This window comes from Shewanella electrodiphila (genome assembly GCF_023283985.1).
GTDB lineage: Bacteria > Pseudomonadota > Gammaproteobacteria > Enterobacterales > Shewanellaceae > Shewanella > Shewanella electrodiphila.
Map to the genome: position 1 here is coordinate 1 of NZ_JAKIKU010000011.1, position 12,353 is coordinate 12,353.

The 12,353-nt window shown below is 43.1% G+C and carries 10 protein-coding genes; 1 reads left to right on the forward strand and 9 read right to left on the reverse strand.

Going from position 1 to position 12,353, the window contains the following annotated elements:
- Positions 1-223: 223 nt before the first annotated feature.
- Complete coding sequence (locus L2737_RS17260) at positions 224-736, forward strand: hypothetical protein (RefSeq protein ID WP_248956565.1); 513 nt, start codon at positions 224-226, stop codon at positions 734-736.
- A 309-nt stretch (positions 737-1,045) separates the two neighbouring features.
- Here the strand turns inward: L2737_RS17260 and hutW are convergent, their stop codons facing one another.
- The 9 genes from hutW to L2737_RS17305 all read right to left on the reverse strand — a co-directional run bounded on the left by hutW (position 1,046) and on the right by L2737_RS17305 (position 12,090).
- On the reverse strand, positions 1,046-2,437 hold the full coding sequence (gene hutW / locus L2737_RS17265; protein ID WP_248956566.1) for a heme anaerobic degradation radical SAM methyltransferase ChuW/HutW: 1,392 nt from the start codon (positions 2,435-2,437) through the stop codon (positions 1,046-1,048).
- Between the two features lie 338 nt (positions 2,438-2,775).
- The gene (locus tag L2737_RS17270; protein ID WP_248956567.1) at positions 2,776-4,647 is read right to left on the reverse strand and encodes a methyl-accepting chemotaxis protein; all 1,872 of its coding nucleotides are present in this window, start codon (positions 4,645-4,647) and stop codon (positions 2,776-2,778) included.
- Between the two features lie 439 nt (positions 4,648-5,086).
- Positions 5,087-6,979 (reverse strand): ABC transporter ATP-binding protein, encoded by a 1,893-nt coding sequence (locus L2737_RS17275; RefSeq protein WP_248956568.1) that lies wholly within the window; start codon positions 6,977-6,979, stop codon positions 5,087-5,089.
- A gap of 93 nt (positions 6,980-7,072) precedes the next feature.
- Positions 7,073-7,900 (reverse strand): heme ABC transporter ATP-binding protein, encoded by an 828-nt coding sequence (locus L2737_RS17280; protein WP_248956637.1) that lies wholly within the window; start codon positions 7,898-7,900, stop codon positions 7,073-7,075.
- 130 nt (positions 7,901-8,030) lie between these two features.
- Positions 8,031-9,047 (reverse strand): FecCD family ABC transporter permease, encoded by a 1,017-nt coding sequence (locus L2737_RS17285; protein WP_102528624.1) that lies wholly within the window; start codon positions 9,045-9,047, stop codon positions 8,031-8,033.
- Positions 9,048-9,112: 65 nt separating this feature from the next.
- The gene (locus L2737_RS17290) at positions 9,113-10,015 is read right to left on the reverse strand and encodes a heme/hemin ABC transporter substrate-binding protein (protein WP_248956569.1); all 903 of its coding nucleotides are present in this window, start codon (positions 10,013-10,015) and stop codon (positions 9,113-9,115) included.
- 60 nt (positions 10,016-10,075) lie between these two features.
- Positions 10,076-10,498 (reverse strand): ExbD/TolR family protein, encoded by a 423-nt coding sequence (locus tag L2737_RS17295; RefSeq protein WP_248956570.1) that lies wholly within the window; start codon positions 10,496-10,498, stop codon positions 10,076-10,078.
- Positions 10,495-11,274 carry a MotA/TolQ/ExbB proton channel family protein gene (locus L2737_RS17300; RefSeq protein ID WP_248956571.1) on the reverse strand — a complete coding sequence of 260 codons (780 nt, stop codon included), beginning with the start codon at positions 11,272-11,274 and terminating at the stop codon, positions 10,495-10,497. The genes L2737_RS17295 and L2737_RS17300 overlap by 4 nt, the downstream gene beginning before the upstream one ends.
- A 21-nt stretch (positions 11,275-11,295) precedes the next feature.
- Positions 11,296-12,090: an energy transducer TonB gene (locus L2737_RS17305; RefSeq protein ID WP_428848401.1), complete on the reverse strand. Its 795-nt coding sequence runs from the start codon at positions 12,088-12,090 to the stop codon at positions 11,296-11,298.
- Between the last annotated feature and the right edge of the window lie 263 nt (positions 12,091-12,353).

The following is a 12,353-nucleotide window of genomic DNA, read 5'->3' on the forward strand; positions in this document are numbered from 1 at the left end:
CGAGACCCAGTAGACTATTCGAGTGTTTTGCTTGGAGTCCTTTGTCGCGTTCTTTCTTGTTATCGGTCTCTCAATAGAGGAGCCATCGCTCAATCGAACTACGACAAGGAATGCTTTAGTTGCAGCTAAAGCCTGGGTCTCACATTACCCGAAACAGGGAAGTATTTGTAAATTAGGTGGGTTTATTATCCATACAAGCGCATTAAGACGGGACTGCTAACAGTTGGCTCAGTTTCGCTCCGCTACACATTTTAGCCAACAATTATCAGCCCCTTATGCGGGCGTTATATGGCATTCGGGTATCACCTATATGAAGCAAATAGAATTTAAAATGTGGCAATTAAAGGATCGACCCAGCATCAAAGAGCAGATAGACCTTTGGCTACAATTACAAGGTGATTGCTCTAGTGCTTGGAGTAGTTGTGACTTTGAGGCTACTGGAATTAAATTATTATTCCGTAATGAAACCAATGATATTGATGGAAAGTGTTTAGTAATAGCGAGTATATTCTTATCAGATGATATGCAAAGAAAAGGTTTTTTGAAATCCTTACTTAAATATTTGGTTGGTAAATCTCCGTATGAATTTATAGCCTTTGAAGATATAGATAACCCAATTTTACTTAGCTTTTGTAAAAGGAATAGCTTCGAGCCCGTTAGTAAAATGTACCCAAATTCTATGCTCGTCCATAAGAGTAAATTACAAAGTTTATCAGCAGTAGAATTTTCATATTAGTGTACTGGCTAGCCATATAACAAGCGCTTTAAACGGAACGTCAACAGTTGGCTATTGTTCGTTCCTCACAAATTTTAGCCAACTATTTCCGTCCGCTTAAGCGGGCGTTACGATATATACACTTGCCATACATTTCCTAATAGGACTCATTACTTTAAGAGCTTCAAATCCAACAAGCTTTTGTCCAAAAGTGAGTTTGGAAGTGATCAAACTTTATCATCAAAAAATCACATTCATGATCAGATAAATTATCAAATCCGCGCCTGAAAGCTACTCAAATCTCGCTGAACTATATGCTCCACTCGTATGCTAGCTCGCAATTTTCGCCTCAGCGATTGGGTTGGTAGCCAAAAACTCAAACAAGCCGGTTTGCATGTTTACATTCCAAAAGCGCCCAGCAAGGGTGAGTGACAAACTGTCAGTTTCTAATATTGCTAAACCATGTTGCTGCCAGGCTTCGAATAACGGGTGTAAATGGGTCACAACGTCAGCCTCTAGGGCTGTAAAGTTAAGTATTCCAGAGTCTAAGCCGCGCTTAAATATGGCGTCGAAAGCCGCCGACGGATTAGGGCTTAATATCATGCCAGGTACTTTGGCGGGTAAACACTGTGATGCCAATTGGCTATTTACTTCTGCCTCTTTACTAGGGGCTTGCGCTTGATGCCATTCGCTTAAATCTCTGGCATTCATCATGCCGTGACCATGAATACTGCCACCTGCGCCAGCACCAAAAGGGAGAATTTCAATGCCGCTCTTGGCTAACGAGTTATAAATACTGCGCTCTCGATCATCGCGGCGCCAGTGGCAACTTGATAGTCGTTGCCAGTCCTTTGATTCCAATCTGTTAGCACCAAAGGCATACATATTGGCACGGGTTTGACTGTCAGCTTGAAACTCGCTGGCTTGTGTACCTAGCACTTTGCCCTTTTCACTGGCTTTATCGATACGGGTGCCACCTAAGCCAATTAATTGATAGAGATCTACGCCTTGTGCGCCACAAGCCATGGCTGCTTCAATATCTTGTTGCCAGATGTCCATGGTTTGGCCGGGTAGACCAAAGATAAGATCGATAACAATGCTAGCGGTTGGGTGCTGACTAAGTTGCTGGAGTCTATCGAGTAAGGTTTGTTTATCATCAAAACGCCCTGCAGCACGGCGAACATCGGTATCAAAGCTTTGTACACCGAATGAAAAACGGTTAAAGCCGTTATCCAAAGCGCTATGCCACTTATCGTCATCAAAACCATTAAGGCGGCCTTCTAGGGTGATTTCAGCATCTTTCCTTAATGGAAACTGCTGAATGGCTTGACCTAGGGCAGCAATTTCTTCTGCTTTGATATCGGTGGGCGTACCACCGCCGACATAAACGGTATCAAATGGGCGGCTTTGCGCTAGAGGTGTTTGCGCTGCTATGGTCAGCTGCTGACATAGGCTAGCCATATAATCACTGATCCGTTCAGGTTTAGCGCCATTTTCAAAAAAGTTACAAAAGCTGCAACGTTTTCGGCAAAAAGGAATGTGAATATACAGTGCGCGTTTATCAGCGGTAGTCGAGGTGTGCCACCATTGCTGCCACAAATTGCTGTCTACCTTTATCGGCTTACTGCCACTGCGACCTGCATGGGGTGCGCTTTTTACCTTAAAAGCATGTTGTAAAGGATCTGGGCTTGCAATGCCTGTCATGGTCGACGTCAATATCATGGTAATTCTCAGCAAATTAAAAAATAATTACCGTAATGATAACTATTATCATTTGATCTTTTGTTGGGATAGATCAAATTTGCTGGCTTTGCATTGTAAATATTGTCGCACTGGCCCAGTGAAATAGTGAAATAGTGAAATAGTGAAATAGTGAACAGGTGAAATGCTATTAGCTTCACCTGAAGCTTTACCAAAAGTGACCAAGATTCAGCACAAAAAAGCCCCATAGCATCTTTAAATGTTATAGGGCTTTTTATGGACTTTAATTCTAGCTATCGATACTGACTCTCTATACGGCTTTCTTTACAAGCTTTCTATACAAGTTTGCTTTGCGAGAGCTACAGAATGAATGTCGCTACTAAATCATTTAATGATTTTGCCTGCACTTTTAAGTCTTTTGCTTTTTGAACACTGATTTCTGCCGCTTGGGTTATATCATCAGTGACGTCTTTAATCGCAACCGTATTTTGGGTAATTTCGTTAGTGACCTGAGTTTGCTCTTCTGCAGCGGTTGCAATTTGGCTAGCCATATCTGAAATTAGCACTACCGCTTGAGTGATTTCTTCAATGGCGATAGCGGCTTCAGTTGCGTCATTAACACTGTTGCCAGCTAATGCTTGGCTGCTCTGCATTAATGTTACTGCACTCGATGTCGTTTGCTGCAAGGTTTCAATGGTTTCATAAATTTCTTGCGCTGAATCTTGGGTGCGGCGAGACAATACGCGCACTTCATCAGCCACTACGGCAAAGCCACGACCTTGATCGCCGGCTCGTGCTGCTTCAATTGCTGCATTCAGTGCCAGTAAGTTAGTTTGTTCTGCAATACCCTGAATGGTAGAAAGGATACTTGTAATAGCATTGGCATGACGGCTCAGCTCGCCAATCACATCAGTTGCTTGAGTGACTTCGTTCGCCAGTAAGTTGATTGATTGTCTGGTATTATCAACCAAATTTTGACCTTGCTGGCTACTGTTACTCGATTGCTGGGCGGCCGTTGCTGTGCTTTCTGCATTACCGGCAATTTCTTGAGTGGCACTGGCCATTTCTGTCACTGCAGTGGCAACCATAGTGACTTCTTGCTGTTGCACTTGCAGTTCTTTCTCAGTTAAATGGGTGTTAGCAAGGCTTTCATTGGCCTCTTTATCAAGTTTCTGTGCTAGTCCACGGATTTGAGAAATCAATTGGTGCTGACTGCTTACAAATCGGTTAAAGCTATCTGCAAGGGTGCCTACTTCATCTTTCGACTCTATTTCAATGCGTTGAGTTAAGTCACCGTTACCATCAGCAATGCGAGCTAATGCTTGTGATACCCGTGATAGTGGTGCTAAGAGTTGGCTAATTAACCATGAAATCATCGCCATACTAATTAACAATACCAGTGCTGAAATCCCTAATTGCGTCATGAGTAATGAACTTAAAGGTGCTTCAAGGGTGTCTTTATCAAGGACAACAATTAATTCCCAATCTGTATTAGGGATATCTTCAGCCCAAACTAATTTATCACGGCCTTCTGGGTCAAAATGAATTGGGATCAGTTGATCGTCTTTGCGCTGTTGGTTTAGCAGGTTGTAGTCTAGGTCATTATCAATGGCGCTAATATGCCCCATGGCTTTACTGGCATCTTTATAAGCGATGACGGTGCCATCTTTATGCATCATGATGGCAAAACCATTTGACGGTAGTGTCATGCGATTTACATCATCAACTAAATCATCAATGGATAAGTCACCACCGACAACACCGTGATGAGTTTGCTGTGCAATGGTAACAACTAAGATATTGTAAGCCACATCAAGGTAGGGCTTGGTGAGAATAGGCTGATGTTGGTTACTGGCTTGTTGGTACCAAGGACGCGAGCGAGGATCGTAACCAGTACGGTCAATGTTTGGATCAGAATCAATCATTTCACCAGATGACTTGCCAAAATAAGTGAGTTCATATCGACCTGAAGCCTGAGCTTGTTGTAGTGCATCTAGAGTGTTGCTATTCACTTTGTCGCCCAAAGCATTAATCACATCTTTACGAGTAGTAAGCCATTCACTGATCCGTTCTGCTTGCTGAGCACTCAATCGTTGAACTTGCTCAAGGTTAGATTGCAACAAGATGTCTTTTTGGTTCGAATAGCTCTGCCAAGATAACAACGCAATTACCATCGAAAGGGCAATCAGTACGGGAACGAGAATTTTCTGCTTTAACGAATTAGAGATCATATTAACCAAGGTAATGTTCAGTGAATAAAAGCCAATACAGTGATGAGGTCATGTAGCTTATTCCTCTAACTGAGCGGCGGCGGATAATGGCATATGCCAGTATGATTTGATAGCAAAGTGGCGGTAAAACAAGCTAATAAAACATATGGGTAACGAAAGCGACACGAACTGGAAACAAGTTGTTTTTATCAGCAATCAACTATCGATCACTAATCGACTGCCGCACGAGAAAACACCTTATAGGAAAGTAGAGCGACCTGCTTGGAGTCAAACTTTAACGAGGGGATCGTTAAACCTTAGACCTATTTATTTAACCTAAGATTTACCAACCGATAGAAGTGGATCTGTTAAAGAAAGCGTTAATGAACAGGCAAATTGTTCATCAACGCTATATTGTTCATTGACGCTATATTGTTCATTAACGCTGAGGCATTCGAGTTTAGCTGGCATCCACATAAAGTTGTTTAAATAGGCCGGGCTGAGCTTTAAGACTTTGCTCTGTGCCTGATTGGGTTATCTTGCCATCATCCAATACGAATATGCGATCCGCTAGGCGCAAGTTGTTCAGCCTATGGGCAATAATAATCGCAGTGCGTTGCTGTAAAAATGCCTTCAGATTGGATAGTATTTTTGCTTCTGTGGCGGCATCGAGTGCCGAAGTCGCTTCATCTAAAATCACCACTTGGGGCTGACTTAACCACATTCTTGCAATGGCTAACCGCTGCATTTGACCACCTGATAAACGGGTATTCGAGCGGCCTAAATCAGTATCAAGCTTGTCTTGCCACTGAGACACAGTATCACTGAGCTCAGCATGAGCAAGTGCTTGCCATAACTGCTCATCAGTCATTTCAATACCAAAGGTTAAATTGTCACGTAAGGTGCCAGCAATTAATTTGGGATGTTGCGGCACATAGCCGACTTGCTGGCGAAAACGATTAATCCCATAGTCATGAATGTCTTCACCATTAATCATAATCTGACCTGAATGCGGCGTATAGAAGCCCAACAGTAAATTGATTAAGGTGGATTTACCGCCGCCACTCATTGCCAGTAAAGCTATAGACTCGTTCGCTTTGAGATTAAGGTTGAGCTGTTGAAATAAGTTTGGTTGTTGTTCAAATCCAAAGCTGACAGCGTTGAAATCAATGCTAATGGCTGAAGTTTGTTCAAGTGCCGACTTTGATAAAATAGGCTTTTCTTGGAGTGGTTCTACTTCTAATTCTACGTCTAATTCCAATAAGTGATTGAGTCGCTCCATCGATGCCTGCGCCCCAAAACGGGCATATTGAATATTGAGCAGCTCTTGTATCGGCCCCATCAAATACCAGAGATAACTGAAGACCGCGAAAATTTGGCCAACAGTAAGATCTGATACCAATACCATGAAGATAGCCATGGCGCGAAAGCATTCAAAACCGAGTAAGAATGTAGTGAAGCTCAGCTTATTGAGCGCATCGGTTTTCCATTGATTGGCAATAGCATGCTGGCTTAGATCTGTGGCTAATCCAAATACCTTTTGATAGTAATGCTTTTCTTGCTGGGCTAAGCGTAATTCACGGGTGGCATCTACGGTATCGACCAAGGCTTGTTGAAAAGCTTCAGTGGCGGCATTTTCTTTACGGCGCAAACTTTTTACGTGCTCAGCAAAACGAGATGAAAAGTAAATCACTAAAGGATTGAGTAAAATAATCATTAGCCCTAGCTGCCAATTAAGCCATAACAAGACACTGGCAATGGCCACGATAGTGAGCACACTGATGATTAAACGGGATAAGGTATCACTGACAAAGCGTTCAACGGTATCCACATCTGTGATGCAGCGTGAAGCTAAACCTGCACTGCCGTACTTATCGAATGCACTCATCTTAATTTGCGGTAATTGCAGTAACATTCGCTGACGAATCGCTAAACTGATCCGTTTAGCTATCTTGGTGAACTCACGAGCCTGTACCACTTGCGTCAGCATTGTCAGTAAGCGTAATACGATAACCGCCACTAATACGATACTGATATACACCCCAGGCAGGTGCCAAGCTTCAGGTAACACAGGCTGTAAATTATTCAGTAACCAACCGGTTTGTCCTAATAGCACTTCATCCACTAATAGCGGCATTAACATAGGAATAGGCAAACTCAATAGGGTGGCTAAAACAGCAATCAAATTGGCTTGAATTAACTGCCGTTTATGCGTGACGATTTTGTGCTTTAACCAAGACCAATTGAGCCTGGACTGGACTGTATCCTGAGCGTCTTGCTGTGTTTCTGATTGTAAGTCTGATTGTGTTTTTGCTTCTGTTTTAGAAGAAGTTTGCGAATGCTGTTGAGCCAAAACGAATGTCCTTAATGACACGTGCACCAAAATATCGACTCAGACCGTTTGTACGGCTGAAGTCGATATAGATGAACATGATTTAAATAAAAGCTAAAAAATCAGAGGCAGTTTACTGTTAGGGTCGATCACTAAGGTGGGTTTGTAGTGCCAGACTTTTTCGATGATGTCAGCAGTTAATGCCTCGGCAGGTGTACCGTCACTGACGACTTCGCCTTGTTCTAATACCACTAACCTATCAGCATAACGGCAAGCTTGATTTAAATCGTGCAGTACCACGACTACACAGTAGTTATGCTCATGGGCTAATGTATGTGCTAGTTCAAGTACTCTGTGTTGTTGGGCTAAATCTAACGCTGAAGTAGGCTCATCGAGTAATAAAATCGGTGTGCTTTCGGCTTGAGCCAATTGTGTTAGCACGCGAGCTAATTGCACTCGTTGCTTTTCCCCCCCAGAAAGTGTGGGATAACTGCGGTATTTAAGTGCAGATAACGCAACCTGTTGCAATTGCTTATCGACTAAATCCTGTCCTTGCTGTTGGCTGATGGATAATGGATATAACCCCATTTGTACCACTTCATGCACTTTAAATGGAAAGGTCAGCGACGCATGTTGCGGTAACACGGCTAATGACTTAGCTAATTCGGCTCTGTTCCAGTTAACGAGTGATTTACCTAGCATGGAGATGCTGCCTGCTGACAGTTCAGTTTCTTGGCACAAGCTTTTCAATAACGTGGATTTACCTGCGCCATTGGGGCCCAATAATGCAGTGACTTGGCCTGGCATAATCTCAAGGTTGATATCATTTAATACTGGTTTTTTGCCAATATGCACCGAGAGGTTATTAATACTGACGACAGAGTTTTCAGTTGGGGAACGTGAGGTTGAGCTCTCAGTCCCAGCAGACTTTTGTTTAGGCATAAAAGTCGCAGTCTTTCTATCTGAAGGTGCTAATTCAACAGGCTTTATACCAGCAAGTGCTAAACCTGTTACTTGAGGCGCCGACTTATGTGTTTTAAACATTGATTTAAATTCGAGATTTCTCAGCATGTTACACCAACTTATTACGTTGTTTGAGTAATAAAATGATAAAGAATGGTGCACCTAAAAGTGCCGTCACTAAACCAACTGGTAATTCAGAAGGGGCAACAATAGAGCGGGCACCAATATCGGCGACCACTAACATTGCTGCACCTAACATGGCGCTTAATGGCAGCAATAAACGGTGATCTGGGCCAATCATCATTCTGACTAAATGAGGTACGACTAACCCAATAAAGCCAATAATGCCTGTTGCAGCCACTGCAATACCGACGCCGATAGCACACAGTACAATCAGTTTAAGTTTGAGTTTATCGACATCCAAACCAAGATGGCGAGCTTCGGCCTCACCGAGTAATAAGGCATTTAAGGCTTTGGCGCTTTGGTTGAATTGCCAACTTATCACCGCTAATGCGACCAAGCTTAAAATGACGTAATGCCACTGAGCGCCAGCCACTGAGCCCATTTGCCATAAGGTTAAGTCTCTTAACGCCATGTCATTGGCCATATAGGTCAATACGCCAATACCTGCTCCAGCAAGCGCAGCCACAGCCACTCCAGATAGGAGTAATAGCACGACGGAAGTGCCACTTGGACTTGCGGCTAAACGATAAACAATTAAGGTCGTCGCAAGGCCAGCAACAAAGGCACTAAAAGCAACTAAGTATTCACCGCCATTAGGAAATAGCACGATACAAATTGCTGCGCCCAATGCCGCGCCAGAAGAGACACCAATAATGCCAGGATCAGCAAGTGGATTTCGAAATAACCCCTGCATCACTGCGCCACATTGTGCCAGTGTGGCACCTACTGCTAAGGCTAAAATTGTCCGCGGTAAACGGACATTATTAATCACCAATTGCTCATGGGGAGCCACTGATGCTAACTCTTGACCTGTTGCCCAGTTCACCATGGCATTAAAGCTGGTGGAAGGGCTAATTTGTAATGGTCCGATGCTGACAGACAACAGGCTTGTTATCACCAAAGCGGTGAGTAAACAGGGCCAAAGCCAACGTTGATTTTCCATGTTAAATCCTAATAAAACGGGTTGATATTGCGCAAGTCATCACCACTTTGATGGTCATGATGTCGCTACAGCTTTTTAATGCTAATAAAATCGCTAGCGAGGTCATCAGCAGCAGTGATGGCACTTAATCCTAAACCACCAATTAACGCTTGAGATGGCAGGTTTTTAATGTGTTGATGTTCACCTGCTGGGGTGTGCGCAAGCAATGGCATGGCTTTCAATAATGCAGTAACAGGATCGCTTGATTCACTCTCGCTGCGGTTTGAAATCAGGATCACATCGGGTTGTAGCGCTAAAATACCTTCCTGAGAGACACTTTTATAACCGTCAAACCCCGCAATGTTTTGTCCGCCAGCGAGGTTAATAATGATATCTGCAGCGGTATCGTTGCCGCCTACACGTGCAGGTCTATCAGGTTGTAATAGCAAAAATAACACCTTTGGTGCATCGCCTAGTTCATTGAGTTTTTGCTGTTTTGAATCTAATTGATTAAAGGACAAATCAATTTTTTGTTTTAGCTCAGTCGCCTGAGATTCACGATTAAGTAACTTGCCCATTTGCTCAATGTTACTGACGAGCTCTGTTCTGGTATTGGCGCTGGGTAAAGAAACCACTTCAACGTTGGCACTGCTTAATACTTCAAGGGTGTTTTTAGGTCCCATGGCTTCTGAGCCCAATAGGATCGTAGGCGATAAAGCTAAAATCCCCTCAGCAGATAACATGCGGTGATAACCCAACTTCGCTACAGAATCTAACTCGTCTGGGATTTGACTCGTTGAATCTACACCGACTAGTTCGTCACTGGCATCCAACGCGAGCACTAACTCTGTGATGCCTGCGCCCGCACTTACAACGCGATTTTCAGCCATCGCACTTTGGCTTAGTAGGGCACTTGAAAGCAGCATGCTTGCTGTCATCAAGCGAGTCAGTAATGAGTGTTTAGTATTGAACATTGATTGCTTAAGCATAATTAACTCCGAATAAATAAAATCGTTGGAACATTCCTAAATGGATGGATAAAAGATGATTTAGGGTTCCATTAAAATTTGGGTATTAGTGATTTGTTGTCGCTGAAGTAATGCCAATACCGTCATTAATGGCTGAACAGGGGCATTTTTATCAGCAGCGACAACCACATTGATATTTGGTGACGTATCCAAGACTTGAATGAAAGCGGCTTCGAATTGGTCGAAATTGTCGAATTGCTTAGCATCTAACGCCCAATGGGGCGCATCAGTTAAAATATTGATTGAAATATGCTCTTCTTGAGACAAGGCCGTTAAGCTTGAGTCTGTTTCTGTAGGTACATCCACAGGCAATGTCAGCAGTTGGGTATTGGCTGTAAGTAACAGGAATACCAATACTATAAAAATGATGTCGATGAGCGGGGTGAGATCAATTCCTACATTGACCTGAGCTGAAGCCCCAGCTTGACCGTCTGCGCTGATCATCTGTTTGACTCCGCTAGAGTCGCAGTCGCAGCAATAGAGGCTGTTGCTTCGGTAGTGGTATTTACTGTGTTTTGATTTAAAGCATTGCCTTTAAGACAAGGTGCATTGGCGCCACATGGGACATCACAACCAATGTTTAATGCTTGATCAAAGCCGTCTAACCATAGGTTCATTTGGTTTAGGGCGTGGGCAATTCTGTTGCAGCGTTTCTCGGCCCAAAGTGTTAGTAAGTGCGCCATTGTGATTGCAGGCACGGCAATGATTAAACCTGCTGCAGTGGTATTCATCGCAAGCCCCAAGCCTGTTGCCAGTTGCGATGGGGTCACAGGACCATCAGATAGCCCAAGTTGACTAAACATTTCAATCAGGCCAAGCACAGTACCTAAAAGGCCAAGCAGGGGAGTGATCACACCAATAATCTGCAGTACCTTTAGCCCAGATTGCAGCTTTTCTTTTTGCTTAAGTAACCATAAATTTAAGATTTCTTCGCGCATTGCACGAGGTTGGTCACCGTGGGATAGCAAGAGTGCCGTGCCCTTAGCCAGCATACTACGACCTTTGCTTAATAAGGTAATCAGCTGCTGCCTTTGTTCGGGAGTGGCACTGCGAGTTTGTTGTCTTAACTCCGTTAGCCAAACATCCCGTCTTAATTGCTCATTCACTAATAAAGCGAGTCGCTCAAGGATGATCAATAAGGCTAAAAAAGCACAGATAAATAGCGGCCAAGTTAAGTAACCTAACTGCTCTGACAGTTGTAGATATAATGGTTGAGACATGTTGATTTCCTATATTCAGGCTTAATTTAAAGCGAACTTCACAGGTACTCTGACGGTATAAGCAAAAGCGGTTTGTGGAGATGGCGCAGCAAATTGCCACTGCTCAACTGCATTAATAGCTGCTGCATCGAGTAGGCTGTAACCTGAACTATCGACGAGGGTAAGCGAGAGTTGCTCACCAATTTGATTAAACATGACTTCCACTGTCGCGGTGCCTTCAAAGCCACGTTTACGTGCCTTTTTAGGGTAATTAGGTTGTGCTGGTGGTGCTGAAAATGTCGGTTGTTGTAAGGCAACTGTTTCTTGGGTGACTCCTTGTTTAGCGTCGACTTGCTGTTGATTGTGAGTTGCACTGGCATCGGTGCTGGCAACCTCTGTTACTTCGGTTGGAGGCTGATCAGCTGTTTCTGGTTTAGAAGTTTCAGGATTAGAAACTGAGGTTTTAGAAACTGAGGTTTTAGAAACTGAGGGTTTAGCTTGTTCAATTTTGGTAATGACTTTCTCTGCTGCAGGCTTTTTAGGAGCAGCTTTAACCACTTGTTCAGGTTCAGGCTTAGGTTTAACCACAGGTTTAGGTTTAGCCACAGGTTTAGGTTTAGCAACGTGCTCTGGTTTTTTCACTTCTTCTACAGTATTTTCGATACTTGTTGCCTGTGTACTTGCTTGCATAGCAATCATGACACTGACAGCTTTATTTGAGCCCATTGCCGCACCCTCAGATAACTGAATCGATGGCTCACTATTTTGAGAGGCGAGCACCCCTCCTTGGATTAAAATTGTTAAACATCCGAAAGCAAAATATCGTTTAGGTGTCATCTGAAATATTCTTCTACAACATCAATGTGGTCAAATGTTGAACATATCTAAATTAAGCAATTAGTTAGCTTTGAATCTTTACATTCTTTACAAAGCCATTAATAACAATTAGTTAGGGTCTAACATTATCTTTATTGATTTGAATGTACAACAAACTGAATGAGATCGCAAATGATAATGATTTTCATTTGATCTAAGTTTTATTCTCAGGTAAAGTGCGGCAAATAGTTCGTCAGAGATAACACTTTGTGCTGATGTTTTTT